Origin of the sequence: Zooshikella sp. RANM57 (assembly GCF_050749885.1) — a bacterium.
GTDB lineage: Bacteria > Pseudomonadota > Gammaproteobacteria > Pseudomonadales > Zooshikellaceae > Zooshikella.
Window position 1 is genome coordinate 255,474 of the sequence record NZ_JBOIUB010000006.1, and the last position, 24,395, is coordinate 279,868.

General features: G+C 38.6%; 23 protein-coding genes. 7 read left to right on the plus strand and 16 right to left on the minus strand.

Translation table 11 applies throughout. The annotated features are described in order from the left end of the window. Window positions 1-8 precede the first annotated feature (8 nt). Window positions 9-1,790: a lipid A export permease/ATP-binding protein MsbA gene (gene msbA / locus ACQ96U_RS14560; protein WP_431721999.1), complete on the minus strand. Its 1,782-nt coding sequence runs from the start codon at window positions 1,788-1,790 to the stop codon at window positions 9-11. Window positions 1,791-2,107: 317 nt separating this feature from the next. Between msbA and ACQ96U_RS14565 the strand changes: the two genes are divergently transcribed. The 7 genes from ACQ96U_RS14565 (at window position 2,108) to ACQ96U_RS14595 (ending at window position 8,027) form a co-directional block, all read left to right on the plus strand. Continuing rightward, complete coding sequence (locus ACQ96U_RS14565; RefSeq protein ID WP_431722000.1) at window positions 2,108-2,782, plus strand: hypothetical protein; 675 nt, start codon at window positions 2,108-2,110, stop codon at window positions 2,780-2,782. Window positions 2,783-2,788: 6 nt separating this feature from the next. Continuing rightward, the gene (gene rfbB, locus ACQ96U_RS14570; RefSeq protein WP_431722001.1) at window positions 2,789-3,805 is read left to right on the plus strand and encodes a dTDP-glucose 4,6-dehydratase; all 1,017 of its coding nucleotides are present in this window, start codon (window positions 2,789-2,791) and stop codon (window positions 3,803-3,805) included. Between the two features lie 131 nt (window positions 3,806-3,936). Continuing rightward, window positions 3,937-4,806 carry a glucose-1-phosphate thymidylyltransferase RfbA gene (rfbA, locus tag ACQ96U_RS14575; protein WP_431722002.1) on the plus strand — a complete coding sequence of 290 codons (870 nt, stop codon included), beginning with the start codon at window positions 3,937-3,939 and terminating at the stop codon, window positions 4,804-4,806. Window positions 4,807-4,808: 2 nt separating this feature from the next. Beyond that, the gene (rfbC, locus tag ACQ96U_RS14580; protein ID WP_431722003.1) at window positions 4,809-5,366 is read left to right on the plus strand and encodes a dTDP-4-dehydrorhamnose 3,5-epimerase; all 558 of its coding nucleotides are present in this window, start codon (window positions 4,809-4,811) and stop codon (window positions 5,364-5,366) included. After that, window positions 5,359-6,264, plus strand: coding sequence for a dTDP-4-dehydrorhamnose reductase (gene rfbD, locus ACQ96U_RS14585; protein WP_431722004.1), 906 nt, complete (start codon window positions 5,359-5,361; stop codon window positions 6,262-6,264). The genes rfbC and rfbD overlap by 8 nt, the downstream gene beginning before the upstream one ends. Further along, the gene (locus tag ACQ96U_RS14590) at window positions 6,257-7,129 is read left to right on the plus strand and encodes a glycosyltransferase family 2 protein (protein ID WP_431722005.1); all 873 of its coding nucleotides are present in this window, start codon (window positions 6,257-6,259) and stop codon (window positions 7,127-7,129) included. The genes rfbD and ACQ96U_RS14590 overlap by 8 nt, the downstream gene beginning before the upstream one ends. A gap of 1 nt (window position 7,130) precedes the next feature. After that, entirely contained in the window at window positions 7,131-8,027 is an 897-nt protein-coding gene (locus tag ACQ96U_RS14595; protein ID WP_431722006.1) for a DUF6625 family protein, read from the plus strand. Window positions 8,028-8,085: 58 nt separating this feature from the next. On the opposite strand, the gene ACQ96U_RS14600 is transcribed toward ACQ96U_RS14595, so the two are convergent. The 15 genes from ACQ96U_RS14600 to ACQ96U_RS14670 all read right to left on the minus strand — a co-directional run bounded on the left by ACQ96U_RS14600 (window position 8,086) and on the right by ACQ96U_RS14670 (window position 24,331). Continuing rightward, window positions 8,086-8,415: a hypothetical protein gene (locus ACQ96U_RS14600; RefSeq protein ID WP_431722007.1), complete on the minus strand. Its 330-nt coding sequence runs from the start codon at window positions 8,413-8,415 to the stop codon at window positions 8,086-8,088. Next, on the minus strand, window positions 8,402-9,199 hold the full coding sequence (locus ACQ96U_RS14605) for a hypothetical protein (RefSeq protein WP_431722008.1): 798 nt from the start codon (window positions 9,197-9,199) through the stop codon (window positions 8,402-8,404). Before ACQ96U_RS14605 ends, ACQ96U_RS14600 begins: the two co-directional genes overlap by 14 nt. 11 nt (window positions 9,200-9,210) lie before the next feature. Next, complete coding sequence (locus ACQ96U_RS14610) at window positions 9,211-10,323, minus strand: glycosyltransferase (protein ID WP_431722009.1); 1,113 nt, start codon at window positions 10,321-10,323, stop codon at window positions 9,211-9,213. Continuing rightward, entirely contained in the window at window positions 10,316-11,515 is a 1,200-nt protein-coding gene (locus ACQ96U_RS14615; RefSeq protein WP_431722010.1) for an O-antigen ligase family protein, read from the minus strand. The genes ACQ96U_RS14610 and ACQ96U_RS14615 overlap by 8 nt, the downstream gene beginning before the upstream one ends. Beyond that, the gene (locus ACQ96U_RS14620; protein WP_431722011.1) at window positions 11,505-12,941 is read right to left on the minus strand and encodes a PIG-L deacetylase family protein; all 1,437 of its coding nucleotides are present in this window, start codon (window positions 12,939-12,941) and stop codon (window positions 11,505-11,507) included. The genes ACQ96U_RS14615 and ACQ96U_RS14620 overlap by 11 nt, the downstream gene beginning before the upstream one ends. Window positions 12,942-12,948: 7 nt before the next feature. Further along, window positions 12,949-13,854 carry a GNAT family N-acetyltransferase gene (locus ACQ96U_RS14625; RefSeq protein WP_431722012.1) on the minus strand — a complete coding sequence of 302 codons (906 nt, stop codon included), beginning with the start codon at window positions 13,852-13,854 and terminating at the stop codon, window positions 12,949-12,951. Beyond that, a complete protein-coding gene (locus ACQ96U_RS14630; protein ID WP_431722013.1) occupies window positions 13,845-14,960 on the minus strand; it encodes a glycosyltransferase in 1,116 nt (371 codons plus the stop codon). The genes ACQ96U_RS14625 and ACQ96U_RS14630 overlap by 10 nt, the downstream gene beginning before the upstream one ends. A gap of 64 nt (window positions 14,961-15,024) precedes the next feature. Then, window positions 15,025-16,788, minus strand: a complete 1,764-nt coding sequence (locus ACQ96U_RS14635; protein WP_431722014.1) for a carbamoyltransferase family protein — start codon at window positions 16,786-16,788, stop codon at window positions 15,025-15,027. A 139-nt stretch (window positions 16,789-16,927) separates the two neighbouring features. Continuing rightward, complete coding sequence (locus ACQ96U_RS14640; protein ID WP_431722015.1) at window positions 16,928-18,421, minus strand: lipopolysaccharide kinase InaA family protein; 1,494 nt, start codon at window positions 18,419-18,421, stop codon at window positions 16,928-16,930. An 8-nt stretch (window positions 18,422-18,429) separates the two neighbouring features. Next, a complete protein-coding gene (locus ACQ96U_RS14645) occupies window positions 18,430-19,182 on the minus strand; it encodes a lipopolysaccharide kinase InaA family protein (protein WP_431722016.1) in 753 nt (250 codons plus the stop codon). A 24-nt stretch (window positions 19,183-19,206) separates the two neighbouring features. Then, window positions 19,207-20,019: a lipopolysaccharide core heptose(I) kinase RfaP gene (gene rfaP, locus ACQ96U_RS14650; protein ID WP_431722017.1), complete on the minus strand. Its 813-nt coding sequence runs from the start codon at window positions 20,017-20,019 to the stop codon at window positions 19,207-19,209. Window positions 20,020-20,021: 2 nt separating this feature from the next. After that, window positions 20,022-21,155, minus strand: a complete 1,134-nt coding sequence (locus ACQ96U_RS14655) for a glycosyltransferase family 4 protein (protein WP_431722018.1) — start codon at window positions 21,153-21,155, stop codon at window positions 20,022-20,024. An 11-nt stretch (window positions 21,156-21,166) separates the two neighbouring features. Further along, the gene (waaC, locus tag ACQ96U_RS14660) at window positions 21,167-22,204 is read right to left on the minus strand and encodes a lipopolysaccharide heptosyltransferase I (protein ID WP_431722019.1); all 1,038 of its coding nucleotides are present in this window, start codon (window positions 22,202-22,204) and stop codon (window positions 21,167-21,169) included. A gap of 24 nt (window positions 22,205-22,228) precedes the next feature. Then, a complete protein-coding gene (gene waaF, locus ACQ96U_RS14665; RefSeq protein WP_431722020.1) occupies window positions 22,229-23,296 on the minus strand; it encodes a lipopolysaccharide heptosyltransferase II in 1,068 nt (355 codons plus the stop codon). A gap of 111 nt (window positions 23,297-23,407) precedes the next feature. Then, window positions 23,408-24,331: a branched-chain amino acid transaminase gene (locus tag ACQ96U_RS14670; RefSeq protein ID WP_431722021.1), complete on the minus strand. Its 924-nt coding sequence runs from the start codon at window positions 24,329-24,331 to the stop codon at window positions 23,408-23,410. Window positions 24,332-24,395: the final 64 nt, after the last annotated feature.

Here is a 24,395-nt window from a genome sequence, read left to right on the forward strand (position 1 = left end):
TCTCATATTTAGTTAACGGCGATTTCTGAGGACTCGGATGCTTCTTCTTTAAACTGCATGTGATGCAATTTGGCATAATGACCCGACTGCTGAAGAAGTTGTTGATGCGTGCCCACTTCAACAATTTCTCCTTTATCCATAACTACAATTTTGTCTGCATTTTCGATAGTGGATAACCTATGTGCTATGACAATGGTGGTTCTTCCCTTCATCACTTGATCAAGCGCTTTTTGAATCATTCGCTCAGACTCCGTATCAAGAGCTGAAGTTGCTTCATCAAGGATAAGTAAAGGTGCGTCTTTCAAGATAGCCCGAGCAATAGCCAACCGCTGCCGTTGCCCTCCAGATAACAACACGCCATTTTCTCCTACAAGGGTATTCAATCCTTCAGGCAAGTCTTTTATAAACTCCATGGCATAAGCTGCTTCAGCTGCTTTCTGGATTTCATCCAAAGATCGGTGCTGCAAATCACCATAAGCAATATTGTTGGCTACGGTGTCATTAAACAGCGTTACCTGCTGAGTCACTAGTGCAATCTGCTGACGTAAATTACGAAGTTTATAGTGCTGAATTGGAGTACCATCCAGCAGGATTTCCCCACTTACGATGTCATAAAACCGAGGGATTAAACTCGCAAGCGTTGATTTGCCACTACCTGAACGCCCCACTAAGGCAACGGTCTCACCAGGTTCTACATGTAGAGAAATATCTTTAAGAACCGTTTTTTCAGTATTTGGGTAGGAAAAGTTTAAGTGGTTAATTTGCAGTCTACCTTCAGTACGTGACACTACATGCTCACCACTATCTTCTTCAGCCGGTTCATCTATCTGTTCAAAGATACTTTGAGCGGCAGCAATCCCTTTTTGAATCGTGGCATTCACTTCACTCAGCTGTCGAATAGGTTTGGGAAGCATACCTGCGGCAGTTACAAACCCTACCAACTCAGCAGCTGTTGCCTCACCACGCATAAAAAGTACTAGGAACATGAGTAATGCAAGAGAGGTAAGTACCAAAAACTGCAGTGTAGGTGTATGAACTGAAGATGTTTTAACCATTTTCAGATTTTGCTTGGTATTTAACGTGCTCGCTTCATGAAAACGCTTTTGCTCATAGTCTTCGCCACCAAAGCTGCGGACAACCCGATAACCATTGATGGTCTCTGACGCAACATGGGTAACATTACCCATAGCATTTTGAATTTTCCGGCTTAATTTGCGGAACCGTTTACCAGCCTTGCTGACAACCAAAGCAATGAGTGGTGCCATGCCCACAAAGATGAGGGATAACTTCCAGTTGGTAATAAAGAGGAAGCCCAGCAAAAAAGTCACCGTGAAACCTTCCCTTATCACGACCTTAATAGCGTCTGTTGCCGCCCCTGTGACCATACCAACATTGTAAGTAATACGAGAAATCAGATGCCCAGAGTTATTGTTATCAAAGTAATGATTAGGTAGTAACACCAGTTGATCAAATAATGCACAGCGCAAGTCATGCACAACCCCCAAGGATACCCGTGCGATAAAGTAGTTCCCCAGATAAGAGCCCAATCCTCTAAACAGGGCAATGATAACCGTCCCAATTGGCACCCAATAAATCAAGCTTGAATCAGCACCTTCCAGGCCTGCTACAAAATATTCCATCATTTTGGCAAATAATGGTTGGCTTAAGGCAAAAAGGATATAGCCCAAAATACTAATCGAAAACCAACCTGTATAAGGCTTGACATAAGAGAGCAGACGTAAGTAAACATTCAAACCACTTTGTGAAGGGTAATTTGGATCTGTACTCATAATGCCTCAATCAATAACGTGGTATTAGGCGCAGGATTCTAACACAGATTGCCATCAGAACGTCATAATACACACAACACATCTCTCGACATCCTTCTTGCTTTATAAAAGTCCATGCGTACAATAGCCTAGGTTACAAACAGGCTAAATCAGCAGCACCTCTTTCCTAATTTCTTTAATCAGGACAACATTTTTAGGTGTTTGTCGTACTCAATAAGTTGACTTATGAAGTTAAAAAGTGGACCTCCCCAGTTAACTTTCAGTCATAATCTTGCTGCTTCCTTACTGATATCATGTAAATCTTATACAGTGGTGCAATGAAATTACTCTCTTTAAGCGAATACAACCAGTTAAAAGATGGAGCCACTGTCATTGAGGAAGATGCTTGCGGAGAAAAGGTCGTTACGTTACAGGATGGATCCTATATCAAACTTTTCCGCAATAAACGGCTCATCTCTTCCGCTCTTTTTTTTCCTTATGCTAAACGCTTTGTTAAAAACGCGCATGCCTTAAACGAACTAGGCATACCCTGTGTTCAAGTTATTGACATGTTTAAAATAAATAAGCCTCCACGCTGTATTGTTCGTTATTTACCATTGAGTGGAAAAACCGTTAGGGAAGCAGCTGCTGCAGCAAATTCTGGTTCAATTGAGCCTACCTTAATTAAACGCATCGCTGAATTTATCAGCACGTTACATAATAAAGGGATATATTTCCGTTCCTTACATTTGGGTAACATTTTGCTGCAAGATAATAATCAACTAGGTTTAATTGATGTGGCAGACTTGAAGTTTTACAGAAAGCCTCTTTCCATTAACAAGCGTATACGTAATTTCAACCATCTCATTCGATACAAAGATGATGTCTCGCTGCTTTTTGCTCAGTCACCTATAGACTTTATTGATGCTTATTTAAAAGCAAGTCAAAGCTACATTTCTAATAAAAATCAGCAAACCATCAGCAATGCATTAAATACTCTCGTTAGGTGTTAAGTTAACATGAAAGTCCTTGTCACAGGTGGTGCAGGTTTTATTGGTTCTGCGTTAGTTCGACATCTTATCAACAATACATCAAATCATGTGGTTAATGTTGATAAACTCACCTATGCAGGCTGTATTGATAATCTTGCTCACTGTAGCTTGTCTGATCGTTATGCCTTTTACCATACAGACATTTGCAACAAAGACGAGCTGCAGGACATTTTTACCAAGGAAAACCCTGATGCTGTTATTCATTTAGCAGCTGAGTCTCATGTCGATAGGTCTATTCAAAATCCTCGTGCCTTTTTAGATACCAATGTTATTGGTACCTATAATCTATTAGAAGTGACTAAACAGCACCTTCAACAAAACAATCAGAGTGACTTCAGATTTGTCCATGTTTCAACAGATGAGGTTTTTGGCAGCCTTGGCGAAACAGGTCTGTTTTCTGAAACAAGCCGCTATAAGCCAAACTCCCCATACTCAGCCTCCAAAGCCGCGTCAGATCACTTGGTGAGAGCATGGCATAAGACGTATGATATCCCCATAATCACCACCAACTGTTCAAATAATTACGGTCCCTATCAATTCCCAGAAAAGCTTATCCCGCTTACCATCATGCATGCTATTCAAGGTAAACCTATTCCGGTATATGGGAACGGCTTGCAAGTGAGAGACTGGCTTTATGTTGATGATCATGTTGATGGCATAATGACTGTGCTTGGCCATGGTGGGGTTGGAGAAACATACAATATTGGTGGATTTAATGAGCAAACCAATATTTCAGTGGTTAAAACAATTTGTACCTTATTAGATACCGCCATTGAAGATAAGCCTCAAGGCATAAAACACTTTGAGCAACTCATTCAACATGTTACAGACCGTCTTGGTCATGATACACGTTATGCAATAGATGCAACCAAAATGGAAACTGAACTACACTGGAAGCCAAAAGAGACATTTCAATCAGGCTTAGATAAAACCATTCAATGGTATTTAAATAACTTAGACTGGGTAAAAAACAAACAATTTTAAGAAATATCCCATTGTGAATAAAATGGTAAAGGCTCACTTAAATCAACTGCTAGCAATACGTTTAGTCTACTCGCTCAATACTTAAAAAAAGCCTTTAACCTCAGTTCCGTGGGTAAATATATGGTTAAACTATGAAAGGCATAATACTCGCAGGTGGTTTAGGAACCAGGCTTTATCCAATTACATTAGGTATCTCTAAGCATCTTTTACCAATTTATAATAAGCCGATGATTTACTATCCATTAGTAACCCTCATGCAGGCAGATATTAGAGATATCGCGTTGATCACAACGCCAGAGGATTACCCCCTTTTCAATAAAATTCTTGGTGATGGACAACAATGGGGTATAAATATCCAGTACCTCATCCAGCCTAATCCTGAAGGTATTGCTCAAGCATTTATTATTGCTAAGGACTTTCTACAAAATGATAAATGCTGCTTAATCTTAGGCGATAATATATTTTTCGGAGAAGGCCTTGAGCAGCAAATGATCCAAGCTCAAAAGGCCCCTGGAGCAACTATTTTTGCCTATCATGTGAGCGATCCAGAACGTTATGGTGTTATTTTTCTGGATGACAATAAAGTCCCTCTTTATATTAAAGAAAAACCTGCTAACCCAAACTCAAGCCTCGCCATCACTGGCTTGTATTTTTATGACAATGATGTCATCTCTTTTGCTGAAAATCTAAAACCCTCTGCTAGAGGGGAATTGGAAATCACCGACATCAATAATATATACCTGAAGGCAAAACGCTTAAATGTTAATATATTTGGCCGTGGCATTGCTTGGTTAGATACAGGCACTCATCAATCTTTACTTGAAGCCTCACAGTTTGTTCATGCACTTGAAACCAGACAAGGGGTTAAAATCTGTGCTCCAGAAGAAACTGCCTGGCAAAAAGGTTGGATTAATGATGATCAGCTTATTCAGCAGTCCAAGCATTTTGATAAAAGTGACTATGGCCCTTATTTAAGAAGCCTGATTAAGCAGGATAGATAATCGTGATTGTTAAAGAAACATCACTTCCGGAAGTGCTTGAAATAACACCTCGTGTCTTTGAAGATAATCGAGGATTCTTTTACGAAACTTATAATGCTGAACGCTATAGGCAGCATGGCATTACAGTGACATTTGTCCAAGATAATCGCTCTAAATCTCAAGCAGGCACAATTCGAGGTTTACACTATCAACTAAATAACCCTCAAGCAAAGCTCGTGCGTGTCACTCGCGGAGAAGTACTTGATGTTGCTGTCGACATTCGCAAAGGATCTCCTCGATTTGGTCAGTGGGTAGCTGTTAAATTATCAGCCGATAACCACAAGCAGCTCTTTATTCCAGAAGGGTTTGCTCATGGTTTTATCGTTTTGTCGAAAGAAGCTGATTTTGAGTATAAATGTTCAGACTATTATCACCCAGAGGATGAATACGGTATATTTTGGCAAGATCCCACGCTTAAAATTGATTGGCCTGACATACCAAATCACAGACTATCGCCAAAGGACTTAAAGCTTCCTATGCTAAACAAGGTAAGCGAAAAGGAGTTACCTCTCTATGAATAAAAGAATTCTGCTTACTGGTGCTGATGGACAGCTTGGTCAATCAATATTACGTGAATCAAATAAATTTCCGTCATTTACGTTTATACCCACAGACCAACATAATTTGGATATAACTAATCCACAAGAAGTCAGTAATGAACTTGATAAAATAAAACCAGATTACATCATCAATACGGCTGCTTATACGAATGTTGATGGTGCAGAAAGTGATTACGATACTGCCTTGGCAATTAACAGCACTGCAGTAAACAACCTTGCTGTTGAATGTAAAAAACGAGGTATTTTCCTAGTTCACTTCTCGACAGACTATGTGTTTTCTGGCAAAAAAAAAGAGCCTTACAATACCCATGCTAAATGCGCTCCCCTTAACGTATATGGGAAAACAAAATGGTTAGGTGAACAGGCAATACTAGCCATTAACCCCAATGGACTTCTCATTAGAACAAGCTGGGTTTTCAGTATTTTTAATACAAACTTTGTTAAAACAATGATAAGTCTAGCATCAAAAAAAGAAGAACTATCAATTATAAAAGATCAGATAGGACAGCCCACTTCAGCACACGACTTAGCCTCTTTTACACTGAATTTTCTTTTTCAAAATCAACCTACTGGCTTAGATACTATCCATTTTTCAAATAAAGGTATTTGTAGTTGGCATGAGTTTGCATCTGAAATTATTTATAAAAGCTATGACCTAAACATTATACAAAAAAAACCTTTAATCAATGCTGTAACCTCCGAAGTATATCCGCAAAAGGCAACCAGACCCAAAAACTCTGTGCTAGATATCAGTGATACTGAAACCAGATTTGATATAGATATTCGCAGCTGGAAGGATGCGCTGGACGATGTATTAGTATTAATATCAAAAGCCAAGCAGGAATCCATCAATGGTTAACCAACAACCTTTAGTTTCAGTCGTAATATCCTGTTATAACCATGAAAACTATATCACTGACTGCATAAAAAGTGTTTTAACTCAAACTTATAGCAATATTGAACTGATTGTTATTGATGATGGTTCAAAAGACAAATGTCCTGAAATCCTACAAGCATTAAGCCAAGAGTTTAACTTCTTTTTTAAACATCGAGAAAATAAAGGCCTTTCAGCAAGTTTAAATGAGGCTATTGCTCTCGCTAAGGGAAAGTATATTTGCCCCTTAGGGTCTGATGATATTATTCTTCATGACAAAATCGAAAAACAAGTTAATTTCTTAGAAAAACGTGAAGATATAGCAGTGTGTGGTGGCAATATTATTTGTATTGATGAACAGAACCAAGTGAAATCTAAACAAAGACTTAAGCCTTACCGAGAAGTTGATTTTCACAAAATGTTCACTCAATCAAAAGAAGGTCCTGCAGCACCAACAGTTATGATACGGGCAGAAGTACTAAACACCGTTGGAGGATTTGATACTGATGTTCGCCTGGAAGACCTAAATCTTTGGTTAAAAATCACTTCTCATGGCTATAAAATTGCAATTTTAAGTGATATTCTAGCCTACTATCGGGAGCATAGTAGCAACACCTATAAAAATTACCAATTAATGACTGAAGAAATCCTAAAAACTTATTATAAATATAAAGATAAGCCTGATTACCTCAAAGTCAAAAATAAGTTTTTACTCAGTATGTTTGTTAAAACTTCCAAAAAAGATGCAAAATATGCATTAACTATCTTAAGATCAATTGATCCTAAATTTTACAATATAAAAGTTGTAAAAGGATTACTTAACCTCCCAGTTTCATACTTAAAAAAATAATATGTCATTAAAAACTATAGCAATCATCATACCGTATTTTGGGCAATGGCCTGAATGGATTGACTTATATATAGAATCCTGCAAGCATAACCCAACCATTGACTGGCTATTATTTAGTGACTGCCCTCCCCCTAACAATACAGCAAATAATGTTAAAATTACTTTTATTTCTTTTCAAGATTACAAAAGAAAAATAAGTGATGCATTAGATATTAATTTCGCAGAAGCTGATCCATATAAATTATGTGATATAAAACCAGCCTTAGGCTTTATACATCAAGACGAAATCAAACATTATGACTATTATGGTTTTGGTGATATTGATGTTATTTACGGAAATATACGATCTTTTTATAACGAGCAAGTACTAACACATAACCTAATATCAACTCACTGGGATAGAATTTCAGGTCATTTGGCTCTGTTTAAAAATACTAAAAAAAATCGAACCGCATTCAAATTAATTAAAAACTGGCAACAGCTCATGGCAGATACCAAGCATCATGGTATCGATGAATCAAAGTTTTCTAAAATATACTTACGCCATAAAAAATACACCAGTTGGTTAAGAAAATGTTATGGTATGTTCAATGAGTACAACAGAAACTGCTACTTTAAAGAACAATATAGCACTATTCTTTCGCCTATTTTATGGATAAATGGTTCTGAAAAACACCCTACAGTATGGCATTGGAAGAATGGGAAGCTTACAAATAATATTGATGGTGATAGAGAGTTTTTATATCTGCATTTTATGAACTGGAAGTCAGCCGCTTGGCTACCCAAGAAATATGGGAAGAAGGCGGCATGGGAAAGCTTGAACCACATTAACCACGTCCCACCTAATAAGGTTACTGACGGCTGGATAATTTCTGAAAAAGGTTTTCTACCAGCATAAAACCAACTCATTATAGGAAACTGCAACTTTAGCTATTATGTCAATATTTTAAAATAGATCACCTTACTGCTAGCGAGCTCAGTTTCCTTTCTATAGTAATCCAAGCCTTTTTTTCTTCAACAGGCAACTTTTCCGATTTAATTAACTTTCCAACATAAAAAATAATAAAGGAATATGCCTTAACAGATAATTTAGGATTATTAGAATCATCATTTAAGATATTATAAGATCTTATCAACCAATTATACTGATCCGCTTTAAAATAGCTATTTTCACTGTCTAAAAGAAAAATTTTAATACCCTGAATAGCTCTCATTGTTTCTTTATCAATACCCAGAATTTTTGATATTAACTTTATCAATAAAACATGAAATTTATTTTTTTCCACATCTACCGTAAGGAAAAGTAGCCGTTAAACTAGCTTGCCCTGCTACATCTTTGTTAACATTTTCCTTTAAAAAAACAGAAATTTTATCATTAATAAATAATAGGTCTGCTCCATAGTAATGATATAAAACATTACGACAACCTTGAAGGTTAGTATTTTGTCTAATAACTTCACCAACCACAAGTTGCTCAGTCACATACTCATTTGTTAATAAATATAACTTATCAATCAAAGAAAGCGCATCGTCTAGTAGAGAACGGTTGTCAAAAGAAAGACCAATAACGCCAGAGTTCCATAACTGACCTTCCTGAAAATTAAGTTTTCGCCCATCCCCCAAACTAAACTCATGATCTTTCACTTTATGACATAAACTAGGCAAAGATGCTTTAACATCAGACTCATATTCATACATAACGGACGAGTCATTATTAACGAATGAAAAAATATGTTCCGGACTTTTAATAAACCACGTATCCGTATCTATAAATGCTGTATTTGATTTATACTTTTTCATCCAATATATTTGCGACAACGTTTTTATTCTATGTATATATGTTCCACCTCCCATCCACTCAGTTTTTTGGTCACATGTAAGTTTCTCAACGAAAACTGGTAACTTTTTAAAAAACTCAGGTTTTTCAGTAAGCACACATATCCTTACCAAATTGCTCACATTTAAGCAATTCAACGCAGTTAAAATACTAAAGTAAGCCTGTTTGTAATAGACCTCATTATCTCCATACACTAAGTACAGGAGATCATTCTTAGCTTGTCTATCAGTCATATACACTGCCACTATATATCAATTATATTTTTGTACTGTTCTCTATACTTCTGAATAGAGTGATTCTCTTTAACATAATGATAGCTATTATTAACAATTTTTTTTCTTTCACAAACTGACAAATCCAAAATTTCTTTCATTTTAGCAGTTAAGCTATCAATATCTCTTGGAGGAATTAATTTTGCTATCTCAGCATTGAGAACTTCAGGAATACCACCAACATTTGTTGAAATAATAGGTACCTTCGCTATTAGTGCTTCAAATAACACTAATGGCATACCCTCTTCTAGTGAAGGAAGCACAAACAGGTCAAATGCTTTAAGAAACTTATACGCATTAAAGATTTCACCTGCAAATAAGACTTTATCGCTTATTTCTAAATCTTCTACTAAAGATCTTAGTGAGCACTCAAGCCCACCACCACCAACTATAAGTAATTTTATTTTGTTATCTTCTTGTGCAATTTTAGCAAACGATTTTATTAAATATTCATGTCCCTTTACTTTCACCAATCGCCCAATTGTTCCAATTATAATATCTCTCTCATCAACACCTATTTCCTGTCTCGCAGCATTTTTTTCAAGCATATTTGATTCAATATACTCAAGGTCAACAGCATTAGGTATAACTTTTACATTGTAATCATTGAAACATTTACATTGTTTTATAAGATATTCTTTTACTGTTTTAGAGACAGCAATAATTGTCCATTTTTCATCAACAAGTAAATTAGAAATTAATCGCCTATAAACCCGGTCAAAGTCTCCAATACCATGAACTACTGAAATACAATTTTTTACCTTAAGCAGTTTATTTGCAATAAGCATAACATCATACGACTTGAACCTGTGAGTTATAATCACATCAAATGCTTTATCTTTGCAATATTTCCAAAGTTGGTAAATTGCTTTAAAACGAAAGCCTTTCATTTGCTTTTTCGATAGATTAAAATATTTTTTCTTTTCTGCAACCGTAATCATATTATCTCTGGCTGGCTCACCAGTAAAATAGCCTGCAGTCACCTCATAATCTTTTTTAGGTAACGCTTTTATAATTTCTTCATGCAAGTCCGAAGTTCTGACATAGTATTTTTGTTGCAACTGTAAAATTTTTATTCTATCCATTTTGATTTACCAGCTTTTTACTATTTTTACCTGCAACTACCAAAAGCCCTATAGCTATCGAGATCGGAAACCAAGTTAAAAACCAGACTTCTTTGGGTCTGCCAACAATATTCCCTCCTTCTGTGAGACCTGCAATAGCACCATATACAAGCAAAGGTAAACCAATGTAATTAATTAATAAATTTCTAGACCTCAAGCAAGCTATCGACAAAACACCTAATAAAGAAATCCAGAATAACAACCCAATTAATCCATAGTGGTATGCAAAAGCTAAGTGAATATTATGAGGATCATAAAAACTGGTGCTAACTTTGGATATGAACACTTCAAAACCTGCATTGCCACCATAACCAAACAAGGGTTTATTTATAATCAAATCAATGGATGCACTCCATATATCAGGCCTTAATGATACCCCTCTGGATATAATTTCGTCCCCAAACAAAATAAAAAACAAAATAAATAACGTTATTATTAATGCCACCCACTTCAAATAAGCTGATTTTTTATCCATAATAATCAAATAAATATAGATAACAACAACACCCAATAACCCAACCATTGTTGTCCTTGATTTGGTAAGCAATGAGCATAATAAAAATATTATCACACACCCTAATAATACAAATCTTACTTTCCTGTCTTTTGCACAGAAAAGCGTTCCTAAAGTCAAAACACACAATGAGCCAAAATAGTGTGAACTCAACAAAGGATTACTTAGAACGCCATTCCCAATAAACCTAACAGCATCTAATGATTTATTTTCAAAAAAGAACTGAACTATACTTATCAATGCAAACAAGCAGGCGATTACAATCGAAGGAAAAAATACTTTTTCATAACCAAACTTATCTATCAAATAAAATATAGAAAAAGAAAATAAAAATATGAGTAGCATCTGTTTAAATTCTTTTAAGGCATCACCACTTTGATTTATCAATTCACTCAACAGCAAGTAAGCAAACAAAAACAATAACAACTTTACATAAATAGATCTAACATATAGTTTTGTGTGTACAAAACTAAGAAAGAAAAGGGCCAACGCAGGAAGAAACTCAAGTAGATATAGTTGTGTATGCCACTTGCTTGCATCTGGTACAACTTGAATACCTGCAAAAAATATTAAAAATCCTAAACAAAGCAAAACCAAAAAAAAATTTCTAACGTAACTACATGTTAGATTAATATTCATCTCTCAACCTTTTTAAGTAAAAAAGTTCATTATTTTTTATATTTTTCGAAAAGTATGCGTCATATCCATATCTACTATATGATCTTCCTATTACTTTCTGAACTAGAGACCTAATAGATTTTTTAAGTTTCACAGGCCTTTTTAAATCATGCATCATTTCCAATGCATAAATTTTATTCTTTTGCACATCCTCACTTAACGAAAAAGAATATAGTCCATCAAGACTCTGCATCATATCTACATTTGGGGGTAAAGATGCTATAGAATGTGGAGGTCCAAAGGGGTGCATATCAGTGTAGTGAAAATGATTAGCGTAACCAAGTATATACTTAACACCTTTAAAAGAAGACCCTTTAATTGCTAACTCAACAAACCGAGATGTATAGATATGATCTTCATGAGGATCTAGCTGGGTATGTGGCATGATAATAACTTCAGGTTGATACTTCTCAATCAGAAATTTCAAGTCACTTATCAAATTTTCTCCTGAAGCATGGTTATTCTTATCACTAGGAAGTGAAAATGAATTAAACTCTCTGAACACTTTTGTTGAGTCAACTCCAGCCGTTAATGAAATAGTCGTTTTACTCAGATCATCAAACATCTCTTTTAGACGCAAACAAAAATAACCAAGGTGGATGATATTCTTTGGTTTAACGCCCCCCCATTGTGGAACGGCAATACTGTCAAATGCTCTCAGCCGCCCTTTTAATAATGATGCCTTCTTAGCATCAGCATATACATGTGAGAAACTTTCTGCTTCAACCTCACCAGCGGTGAGCGTAACAATCGCAACATCCTTTACCTGACTATACAAGCCAAAAGCAGCTAATTCAGCATCATCAGCATGTGGAGCAATAATTAAAGTTTTCTTATTGACAAAGTCATCATTACAAAATCCATAAACTACAATATCGCTGGACAATTGAGCCTGACAGTATTTAAACTTGACAGAAACAGTTTCTCCATCATTGAGTTTTTCCAGACAATCACTGATATTAATATATCTCTTTCCCTTTAATCCCCTTTCAAAATACTGCTTCGCAATGTGCTTACCATCACTGATTTCAACATATGGATCGAATACAGCGCCTAAAAACACCTCACTCTTTATTGATATAACAAGTACTGCCGTGTCACATTTGACTAATTCATCTCCCTTAACCAGACATAAGGTACCATCTTCCAGCTTCACTTTTGTGCAAATAGCATTAGGAAAGCTGTATAAATAATCTGATTTAGGGTTATAGAAAATATGGTCTGACCAAAAAAGCTCATGTGCAATATAAAATAACAACAGCAATAACAATGATTGCCAATAGAGTCCAAGAGCAACGCCCACTATGCTTATCAACATAATTAGGCACGCTTTAATTTTGTTTTTTTGTTTCTTTTTTTTCAGCCAGGCAGCAGATTGAGTATTCATATTAAATTCATGTTAAAAAAACTGGGCTTTTGTTACACCAACGAAGTTTGTAGTCATTATCAGCTAAGCCGAAAGAGTAACGTAATGATTTATTCTTGCTGTCAGCAAACTCTTGTGCTTGTTGTATGTTTGTAAAACTTAAAATACTACCCGGACTATAATTCTTGTAGGCAGGATTAACTCCGCCATTTACATACTCCACACTTAGGTGATGAACCGTTTCAACTTGGTACACCAGCTGGATGGCAATAGGTTTACCGGCTATATATAAAATGCTTCCAGTTAAGAATGAATATAACTTCTCAAGAAGTTTTAGCATTAAAGTAGCGCCTTTAGCACTAAATCCCCAACGTTTTTCAAAAAGTTCAAGATAAATCGCACACAGTTGGTCTGCAGGTATACTATTTAATGGTGTAAATTCGCCTCCCTCATCTTGAAATAATCTAATTTCTCTTCGATGATTATATTTAAACTTCTTCGAAAAACCCTCAGCATGGAAACCTTTTGCGAAACAAAGGGCCTTTCCTTTACTTTTTAAATTAATAAGTTGAGGCTGATGCTCAGCTGAAATAAAGTCAGATTTGTAAGGCAATACAATTCTTATATTAGGGCTCATTGGCAATATCACTTCAGGATTACCAACATCAATTAATCCTCGTTTACCGAGTTTTTTTAATGCAGTCTTACTACCTGCAATATAGTTTCCCCAAGTAGGTACAGCCGCTACTAACTTATCATCCTCATAGCGTCCTTGGTACATGACGGGTATTTCTAGTAGTTCAGAAATACCCTGTATAACTTCAGGGTGGGTAATAAAACTCCCTCCCCATTGATTGTATGCCTTACAGTAAGCAGAATAAGGAATCGTACTCCAATGCCGCATATGCCATTTAATCAACCAGTTCACTGGCATGAAACTCCACTAATTTGTTGAACAAATGGTATTTGCCAAAAACAATCCTTAACAGCAGTATAGGAAAAATTATTGATTACCTTTTTGTCCATACTTTCCACCAGCTGGTTTATCATTACAGAGTCAAAACGTTGAACCTCAAGCATTTTATTTACCAGCGCTGTGTCATCACCCAGAGGAAAGAGAGAACCACACTCTGAAACAACTTCTCTCGCCCCCCCACAATCTGTTGAAATAATAGGTAGTCCTGCCGCCATAGCCTCCAATAAGACCATACCAAAAGGTTCATGGTCAGAAGATAAAACAAAACTATCAAATGCTTTAAAATACTTAGCAGCCTCTTTAACCTGCCCTAAAAATAAAACACTATCCATAATCCCCAGTGTTTTAGCTAATCCTTCAAGCTCATTCTGGAGACGACCACTTCCCATTATTGCAAGCAGTGAATTGGGCTGTTTTTGAATAACTTGCGAAAAAGCTTTAATCAAGGTTGCCTGATCTTTATCTGGATGCAGCCGGCCAACATTTGCGTAAACAAATTTACCCAGAGGCAAGCCTAATTTTTTACGAGCAGATTCTCTATCAATTAATTGAGACTTAAGTAATTCATAATCAACTCGATTATAGAGCGTTTGAATTTTTGATGGATCCCATTTTGTTAAGCAGCTACGCATATCATCACGTACTGCATCAGATACACCTAATAAAAATAAACGCTCACGATGCTTATTCGCATACCAACGTCTTGTTAAACGCTGATAGTCACCAAATGCATGATGAATACCAACACATGGAACTCCAGGTATATGAGATGCAATAAATAATGCTTTATATCGGTGAGCTAAAACAAACTTGAAGTTAAATTTATTATTTAGTTTTTTTAAATCAGCTATTTGCTTTCTTTTCAAGCCACGAAGTTGCCTTGATGAATAATTTAAAAAAATAACTTCTGCGGAGTTAGAAGCCTCAATAACTTCCGGTTTCGGCTCCCCTTTTAAGTAAACTGTAACAACCTTAAAAGGGGTGTCCTCAAACAATGCAGCATATTGATTAGCCACACTTAAAAAAGGGGGCTTATAATCATGACAAAGCTGCAATACATACATAGACTTAACCTTTTCAAAAACAACTATAGCTCCTAATAGGAGCTATAGTTGTTCTACTTAATTATTAGTTTATGGGTTCTTGGATATCTGCAGGAAATTCAGCTTTGACAACCAAAATATCTTCCATAATAAGGTATTGCAGATCTGAACCAAAAAACATGTTCAAAGCATCTGTCGGTGTACATACTACTGGCTCACCACGTCGATTTAATGACGTATTCAAAACGACACCATTACCTGTCCGCTTTTCCATTTCTTCTAACAACGCATAATAACGAGGATTAAATTCCTGCTTAACCGCTTGACCTCGGGACGTACCATCCTCATGAACAACCTCTGGTACTCTTTCTTTCCATTCTTCATTTACTTCAAAAGTAAATGTCATGAATGGCGCGGGATGGTCCACCTTGAACATCTCTTTTGCAACTCTATCCAGCATGCTTGGACAAAAGGGACGCCACCGCTCACGGAATTTAATTTGTTCATTAATTCGGTCTGCAATACCTTTAAAGCTTGGACACCCCAAAATACTGCGATGACCTAGCGCACGAGGTCCAAACTCCATCCGCCCCTGAAACCAAGCCACAGGGTTTCCTTCAGATAAAATTTTAGCAATACGTTGTGGTACATTATCAATTTGTAAAAACTTTGGCTTCTCTGCATGTTGCTCACATGCTTCAATTACTTGCTCATTATTAAATGATGGACCAAGATAAACATGCTCCATTTTTTCAACTTTAATACCACGCTTCTCTACAACATAAGACGCAGCACCCACAGCAGTTCCTGCATCACCTGAAGCTGGTTGCACAAATAATTCTTTTACCTCAGGACGAGCAATAATTTTTTGGTTTAATTTTACATTTAAAGCCCCACCACCAGAAAACGCAATCAAACCTGTCTCTTTAATAATATCGCCTAAATAGTAATCCATTAATTTTAATGAGACATCTTCATACAGCTTTTGCATAGCTGCTGCATAATGTATGTATGGATCGTCTGCCATATCGCCTTTACGGCGAGGTCCCAACCAATCAATCAACTTAGGACTAAAATAAAAGCCGCGCCCCTTTTCTTTATAACGTCTCAGTCCGATAACATTGGCATAATCAGTATTTACTTCGAAGTTTTTACCATCAAACTTAATAAGTCGTGATAAGTCATACTTGTCAGGATCGCCATAAGGTGCCATTCCCATCACCTTATACTCACCATCAAGCATGTCAAAACCAAGATATTCGGTAATAGCGCCGTATAAACCACCTAACGAGTCCGGATCATAAAACTCTTTAATTTTATGGATCTTGCCATTTTCTCCATAACCGAAAAAGGTTGTGGCATATTCACCCTTACCATCAATTCCCATAATGGCTGTTTTTTCTTTAAAGCCACTTAGATGATATGCGCTTGAGGCATGGGCTAAATGGTGTTCTACTGGCTCAAACTCTATTTTATTCCAGTCAAAACCCAATGACTCTAACATTTCACGGATACGACCAACATAACGACGATAGCGGCGATTACCATTTAACAATGCATCCAGAGAGCGGTCAGGAGCATACCAGTATCGTTTTGCATAATGCCAACGTGCAGGTGTTGCTAGTGAAATAGGAGCATAGGGCACAGCAACAACATCAATATCTCGCGGAGTAATGCCAGCTTGAGCCAAACAAAATTTGGTAGATTCTATTGGCATTTTATTTTTAGCATGCTTATCCCGAAGGAAACGCTCTTCTTCGACAGCCGCAACCAACTTACCATCTACATATATAGCTGCTGAAGGATCATGCCCCAGTGCACCAGATAACCCCAAAACCGTTAATGCCACACGACTTTCCTCTTTGTTTTTTCAAGCCTTTCAAGCTTAATGTCTACACTTATCGTTTTTTATGCAGGTAAATCGCTATAACTGCAAACTCAATGCAGTGGGCTTGAATCAAGCTTACTTATTTAATACTTAAGTTTTTCTATTTTAACTGCTCTATCTGTGCATTGATATGCTGAACCAACGGTTCAAAGGCATCACACAATCCAGGACTATTGGTCCAGTTTTTTAAAAATCGCTGCATGTCTTTTCGAAAATAATGCTGATGCTGTTTCTGATTTGAATGCATCTGCATTGCATCTAAGTCAATAACCTGTATATCCATTTTTTCACTGATTAACAGGTTATTTCCTTTAAGATCACCATGACTAATACCATTGTTCAGCCAAATAGAAAAAAGCTTACTTAGCTGACTTTTAATGTTGGGTAGTTGTTCCTGAGCACCCTCTTGCTGAGACCAATGCAATAAATCAGGGGCTTCAACATAATCTGAAACCAAATAAGCTCGCCCCCGAAGGCAGCCGAAACGTTCTTCAATCATGGCTAATGGAAGGGGGGTCGAAATCCCCAGCATGGTTAACATATACCCATTACGCCACGACGCCCATGCCCTAGAAGGGCGCCAGCAGCGACTTAAACGGTGCTGCCAATTCTTGATATTGTAACGTTTAACCACAACCTGACGTCCAGCAACCTCCACCAAATCTACCGTTGCTGTATTACCACTTTTAAGTCTTTTACCTGTACCCATATAGGCTTCAGGATTTGCTAGAAACTCAAGCCATTCCCTCGTCGCCAGCTCTCGACGAGTTACACAGTAACGCTGCCAATTATGGTTCACAACAAACTCTGTACAGTCACGATAGGTCTTTTTTAAGTAACGTTGCAAGCGCCAGTGACGACGAAACTTTAGCCTGGATAAAAGTGCTTCAACTTCAACCTTGAAATGCGTAGTGCGCGCATTATAAACAGTGATTAATTCACTTACAAAGTCATCATACTCAGGAGGTAGTTGTGCAAATAATAAAGCCAGATTATCTATTATTTCACTTTCCGCTAAGGACGAACCTTGATGAGTCGTTTCAACCCCATCACCATCTACAACAAACAACTGTCCCTGCTCATCTGCAAGAAAGTTATTCAAGTGAATATCGTTTTGCTTAATTCCAGCCTCATGCATACCTGCAATTAAAGGCATTATCCGTCTAAGAATAGCTAAACGTGATTGCTGATCACTAACATAGTCCCATTGAGCTTGTAAGCTTTCAGTACCCTTCAAGTACGAGAGCACAAGTACCTGCCCAACTCCTTGAGCTGCAGGACCATAAGCAATTATATCTGCAGTTTGCAGGCCCGCTTGTTGTAATGCATTAACACCTCGCAATTCTCTCTGCAAATACTTCTCAGCATTACTTCCCATAAAGAGCTTTACTAAAACCTGTTTGTCATTCGTATTTGCACGACAGACCAAGCGCTTCTTGGGTAGTAGCCTAAAAATATATTCACAGTTCAGCTGGGTTAAAGTAGGACTATCAGCACCTTGAAAGCCTATACGAAAAGGGCATCGCACATCACGATTGGCCTCAACCAAATCATTTATGGACAGCATTGGGCCTAAACTCGTCGTACTCGTCACCAATACACCTATTCTCGGCCAGCAAAAAACTGCACGATTTTACGAATTTGATGCTTATCAGCAATAGACAATTTACCGCATTGCTGATAGCGCTTATAAAATGCTAGGCGTTGTTTTGGGGTTAAGTGATACTTAGCAACCTTATCTAGACACGCCAGGTCTTTAATTTTACGATAGCTCAGCATCGGACCAAACCAGCGAGTGCCTGCAGGGCAATCAATTAAATAAATTTGTGGATTAGGTCCAGTCGTAACTAAGACATTACGCCACTTTAAGTCATTATGTGCGAATCTTTCCCTATGTAGTACTCTCGTTGCATCAGCCACTTGATTACTAACCGCTGTAACCCAATTATGATCTTTTAAACAAGAGGCCTCAGCCTGAGCTAAAGAAGCCAAATCATCAGTCCCAACCAGTTCTTCCGTGATAAGTGCTCCACAGAGGGTTTTACCTAAAAACCTGGACTCTCCATAGGCAACAATAGGGGCTGTGGGAAGACCTAATTTTTGAAAAAATAAAAGATTCTGCCACTCCATTTTTACCCGGCTTGGTCCAAGGTAACGTCGAATGCCTTTGCCGCCCGCCGTATAGCGTTTAACAAAATAGTATTTGTCGCCAACCCTAACCTTATATACAGCACTTATAGGGTCTGTTGTAATTAACTCACCAGGTAACGAAAATACTTTTTCCAAACTAGAAAAAGCATCCCCCGCATCACCTTGTTGATAGCTTGGCGTTACCGTCCACTTAGTTGTTATCAAACCACTACTCCTCAAGTTCATACGCTAAATGGCATCACCCTTCCGCTGTTTTCGAAGGTACATTTTCTTTGCTTTGTGAGTAATGCTTTGCCAATAGCGTTGATTTTTCAGAGCCTGCCTTAGTGGTATGCCAGTATAATAACGAATAAACCGCAAGACATCCCGGTACGTTAAGCCAATATCTAATACTGAAAAGTAAAGTGCCGCTAAATCTTTTTTAATCCAGCGTGTTGGTGTTTTAGAGCGAACCTGTGCTCTGTGCAGATCAATCAAGTTGAGCTTTATCGTTTCTACTGTTAACTGAGAACCATCATCTGGTAAACGTAATAAATAATGACATATATAATAATCACGATGATTAACGCCACTCAGATGCATTTTCCTTGTGTATTCAGCAACTTTTTTAATCAGTTGATATTTTATGGCATAAGATGGAGGGTGCTTTAACCAATCAAGCGTGTAGTCCTCCAAACTGATGGTATTCGTTAAATCATCAGTAATAATAAACGACAGCTGTTGTGCAGGATTTTTCCCTCGTTTGCCATATGCGGCGACTGTCATTGTGGGTACTTCAGCTTTCTCCAGGCGCCTAATCGCTAACCACTCATTTTCTGCACCCAGTACAGGCAAACGGAATCGAAGAAGGTTCGCGATTATTTCTTTCCAGCCAATACCACCATGGATTTTTGCAAAATAGCTTTTTCCTGCAGTCTTAAACTGAAGCGTACGACGAGCCTCCAGTTCACGAAATACCTTTCCCTGTAATAGCTTAACTTGCTCAAAGGGATCCAGCCCAGCCCAACGCTCTTCAAACTCTTTTCGTAAATAAATAGTCAAAGCTACTTACCCCGCTGGCTGGCTAACTGTTCAATCAATGTACTTGCCTGCTGTGGCATGCTGTAAATATCAGCATGCTTGGCAAACTGCAAACCATTTTCATGTCTCTGCTGATACGCCTCCTGATCAGAGAGCATTGCCAGTAACTGCTTATTTAAATCTTCTTGCTTAAAAGGTGATTGCACCACACAACCAATATTAGCCTTATCTATGTAGTGCGCGTATCCACAGACGTCCGTCGTCAGCACTGGGAGTCCCGCAACGGCCGCTTCAAGTAATACCGTACCCGTATTTTCGTGATAAGCCGGATGAATCAGTAAATCGGCTCCCAATAAAAAGCGTGGAATATCATCTCGCCCAGATAAAACAGATAACTGTTTTTCAATGCCTAATTTACGCGCAAGCCGCCAAAATGGTTTAGCGTTATCTTGGCCTATCACCATAAAATGTATGCTTTGTTTCAATTGATCAGGTAAAGCTGCAATAGCATTAAGCGCTCTATCCAATCCTTTTGTACGAAAGCCAGACCCTACCATCAATACAAACTTATCACTTGCTGCAATATTAAATTCTTCACGCAACTGCTGACGGATTTCTTCTGCATTTTCTGGAGCACAACGATCTTGTGAAATTCCTGGTGGTAATATATGAAAACGTTCAGATGGGGTATGATAATGCTGTTCAAATAAGGCTTGCTGAGCAGGTGCAATCAATAAAATGTGAGTTGCACTTTCAGGGCTAAAAACCCCTCTCTCAAATGCCGAAAAATGTTTATAACGCTGCATCAAGCGATATAATTTACTTCGCTGCAAACGTGCTTTATCTTCATAACAAGCATCAGCAGCATAATAAATATCCAGCCCTGGCATTTTATTAAAGCCAACAACACAATCTACTGCGTTTTGCTCAATATGATTCATCACTGCTTGATGAAAGCATTTATCCCGTTTATGAGCTGCTAATGCTTTTGGTTTCATTTGATGGATAACAAAACCAGCAGGCTTTTCACCTTGCCAATCCATGGTATAAACCACAATGTCATGCCCGCGACTCTGACACTCAAGCGCAATACGCAAAAAATCGCGTTGCAATCCACCATAAGGAAAATATTTAAAGAGAATAAATGCTAACTTCATAGAACAACGATCTAGGCTAAGAATGGCTGGACAGCCTGAAATACCTGAGTTGGCATTAAGCTACGAAAAATAGCCGGTTCAACAGCAGGAAGTGGCTTATTATTAGTCGCGTTGGCATCATCAACGGTCAAATGACATTGGCCTTCACCGTAAGTACCGACTAAACGAGGACTCGTTGGCCCATATAAAGAAATACATGGTCTATCCAGAGCAGCTGCAAGATGACCTAATCCAGTATCTACTGCGATCACACAAGTCGCTTTGGCCAATACATTAGCTATACCAGCAAGGTTCAGTTTGGGTAAAACCACAGCTTTTGATAAAACCTTAGATTGAATACGATTAGCTCTCTGCTTTTCTACCTCATTCCCCCAAGGCAATACAATATAAAGCCCCTGTTCTGCGAACTTTTCTGCCAGCTCAAACCAGTAAGGCTCGGGCCAATGCTTTTGCTCACGTGTTGTACCATGCAAAAAAACAACATAAGGGCTGGAAGGTAATACTGAAACGGGTTGATTCGTTTCAGGGGAGTCAGCAAGGAGCATTGTTTTATTAAGCGCAAACTTTCCTTGTTGACTTGGTAGCTTGTAACCCAAAGCATTGGCAAATAGCTGACGGACCCGTTCAACGGCATGAATACCTTTCACAACAGGTATAGTGTTTTGATAGAAGTGAGCTGCTAGTGCTTCTCTAGCAGAAGATTTATCCATGCCATAGCTTTGGCCATGTGTTAAATATGTCAGCCATGCACTTTTCAATAAGCCTTGAGCATCAATGACAGCATCGTATGTTGTTGCCTGTAGCTGCTGCTTAAACCGCTGCCATTCACCCTGCTTCATGGTTTTCACAATATTTTTCCGCCAACGCCGAATGGCGACAGGAATAACTTTGTCTACCGCAGGATGCCAGTGGGGAATTTCTGCAAAAGCCTCTTCCACAACCCAGTCAAATCGAATACCAGGAATAGCTTCTTGTGCATCAGTTAAGGCTGGTAAGGTATGAATGACATCACCAAGCGATGAGGTTTTTACAACAAGTACTTTTTTCATTGCAGCTCAATATCTAACTGAACATTATCCACATGAACTAGCAGCGCTCTTTACAGGCTTTTTAGTCACAGACACCAGTTTTTGCAGTGCTTCAATCACCACTGGTGGCGTTAGCTGGTGGAGACACTTTAAGTGCCCTAAGGGACACTCACGCTTAAAACAGGGGCTACACTCTAAACCTAAACGCACTGCCGCCTGCTGTTGATTTAAAGGGGGCGTAAAGTCAGGTGATGTAGAGCCATAAACCACAACGAGTGGTCGCTCCAAGGCTGCCGCAATATGCATTAACCCTGAGTCATTACTGACCACAGCTGAAGCCATCGAGAGTAAATCAATCGCTTCTGCGAGAGAGGTCCGTCCAGCTAAATTTTGCACCTGATTCTGCCACTGCTCTGGAATCTGCGAGGCAATCTTTGCAGTCACCTCCTGATCCTTTGCAGAACCTAATAACCATACTTGCCAACCAGCCTGAATCATATGCGTAGCTACCGCACTGTAGTGCTGCTCAGGCCAGCGTTTCGCAGGTCCAAATTCAGCACCAGGACAAAGTGCGAGTACTGGTGAGCGATCATCAGCCAGTAACTCATAGCGTGCTAATGCTTTTTGCAAAGAAATTTTATCAACATGCAACGCAGGAGCAGGTAAATCAACAGGCAGTTGTGCGTTAGCAGGATACGCCAGTGCAATAAAGCGCTGGATCATTAATGGTAAAGCTGATTTCTCCAACTTACGTATATCATTGAGAAGCCCATAACGACATTCACCCACCCACCCCGTTCGCTGTGGAATTTTTGCCAGCGCAGGAATCAATGCAGACTTCAGTGAGTTTGGTAAAACTATCGCTTGGTCATAATGCTTATAACGTAATTTTCGGGCCAGTTGCCAACGTGCAGATAACTTAAGCTCACCATGCCCCACAGGCATAGCAACACTTTTATGCACCTCAGGCATTCGCTGCAAAATAGGACGGCTCCACTCTGGCGCCAAAACATCAATAACACAGCCAGGATGTTGAGCCTTAAGACTCATAAACAATGTCTGTGCCATGACCATATCCCCCACCCAGGAGGGACCAACCACAAGGATCTTCACGCGCGCAACCAATTTACATTAGGGTTAGTCTTTTCATGCCTAAACTCAGGCAACCTGTATCTGGACATCCAGATACAGGAAAAAGTGACTGACATTCCGTCAAACGAGGAATCATAACACAGGTGTGAGCCATTCGGGATTAGCATCGCGCTTACCCGTGACCTGATCGAAGTACATTTGCTGTAATTTCGTGGTGATTGGACCACGATCGCCTTTACCAATAACACGGTTATCATGCATTCTAATAGGTAAAACTTCAGCTGCAGTTCCAGTAAAAAAGGCTTCGTCAGCGACATAAACCTCATCACGGGTAATCCGCTTTTCAATCACTTCAATACCCAGCTCAGCAGCAAACTGCAAAATGGAATCTCGGGTAATACCTTCCAGACAGGATGTTAATTCAGGCGTATATAATTTATCGTTTTTAACGAGGAAAATATTTTCACCACTGCCTTCAGCGACATAGCCTTCATTATCCAGGAGGAGTGCTTCTTCACAGCCACAGTCCTGTGCTTCTTTCAGTGCCAGCATTGAATTAATGTAGTTGCCATTTGCTTTTGCTTTACACATCGTAATGTTGACATGGTGGCGAGTGTACGAAGAGGTACGGATTTTAATACCATGTTCTAAAGCTTCAGGACTCATGTAGCTAGGCCACTCCCAGGCAGCAACAATAGCATGCACTTTAAGATTATCCGCACGCAGCCCCATTCCTTCAGAACCATAAAAACACATTGGCCGTAAGTAGGCATTATCTAGCTTATTTTCTTTAACTGCTGCTTTTTGCGCAGCAATAAGTTCTTCTTTGCTATACGGGATTTTCATTCCCAGGATATGTGCGCTTCGATACAAACGATCTGTATGTTCCTGCAACCTGAATATACAAGGTCCACGGTCAGTATGATAAGCCCGAACCCCCTCAAACACCCCCAAACCATAATGTAGTGTGTGGGTTAGCACATGGGTTTTAGCCTCACGCCAAGGCACCATCTCCCCATCAAACCAAATCAGACCATCGCGATCGGCCATCGTCATAAATGAGACTCCTTGTTCAATCTGCTTCTCTATGTCAGGTTTAACAATTGGTTATTAGAACTCA

What these genes read in the sequence shown, in the direction of transcription:
- ACQ96U_RS14625 (WP_431722012.1), bottom strand. Translation starts at nt 13,854, where the DNA reads ATGCCAGTGAACTGGTTGATTAAATGGCATATGCGGCATTGGAGTACG.
- ACQ96U_RS14565 (WP_431722000.1), top strand. Translation starts at nt 2,108, where the DNA reads ATGAAATTACTCTCTTTAAGCGAATACAACCAGTTAAAAGATGGAGCC.
- ACQ96U_RS14595 (WP_431722006.1), top strand. Translation starts at nt 7,131, where the DNA reads ATGTCATTAAAAACTATAGCAATCATCATACCGTATTTTGGGCAATGG.
- ACQ96U_RS14655 (WP_431722018.1), bottom strand. Translation starts at nt 21,155, where the DNA reads ATGAAGTTAGCATTTATTCTCTTTAAATATTTTCCTTATGGTGGATTG.
- ACQ96U_RS14615 (WP_431722010.1), bottom strand. Translation starts at nt 11,515, where the DNA reads ATGAATATTAATCTAACATGTAGTTACGTTAGAAATTTTTTTTTGGTT.
- ACQ96U_RS14620 (WP_431722011.1), bottom strand. Translation starts at nt 12,941, where the DNA reads ATGAATACTCAATCTGCTGCCTGGCTGAAAAAAAAGAAACAAAAAAAC.
- rfbA (WP_431722002.1), top strand. Translation starts at nt 3,937, where the DNA reads ATGAAAGGCATAATACTCGCAGGTGGTTTAGGAACCAGGCTTTATCCA.
- ACQ96U_RS14590 (WP_431722005.1), top strand. Translation starts at nt 6,257, where the DNA reads ATGGTTAACCAACAACCTTTAGTTTCAGTCGTAATATCCTGTTATAAC.
- waaC (WP_431722019.1), bottom strand. Translation starts at nt 22,204, where the DNA reads ATGAAAAAAGTACTTGTTGTAAAAACCTCATCGCTTGGTGATGTCATT.
- rfbB (WP_431722001.1), top strand. Translation starts at nt 2,789, where the DNA reads ATGAAAGTCCTTGTCACAGGTGGTGCAGGTTTTATTGGTTCTGCGTTA.
- ACQ96U_RS14670 (WP_431722021.1), bottom strand. Translation starts at nt 24,331, where the DNA reads ATGACGATGGCCGATCGCGATGGTCTGATTTGGTTTGATGGGGAGATG.
- ACQ96U_RS14630 (WP_431722013.1), bottom strand. Translation starts at nt 14,960, where the DNA reads ATGTATGTATTGCAGCTTTGTCATGATTATAAGCCCCCTTTTTTAAGT.
- msbA (WP_431721999.1), bottom strand. Translation starts at nt 1,790, where the DNA reads ATGAGTACAGATCCAAATTACCCTTCACAAAGTGGTTTGAATGTTTAC.
- ACQ96U_RS14605 (WP_431722008.1), bottom strand. Translation starts at nt 9,199, where the DNA reads ATGACTGATAGACAAGCTAAGAATGATCTCCTGTACTTAGTGTATGGA.
- rfbD (WP_431722004.1), top strand. Translation starts at nt 5,359, where the DNA reads ATGAATAAAAGAATTCTGCTTACTGGTGCTGATGGACAGCTTGGTCAA.
- ACQ96U_RS14610 (WP_431722009.1), bottom strand. Translation starts at nt 10,323, where the DNA reads ATGGATAGAATAAAAATTTTACAGTTGCAACAAAAATACTATGTCAGA.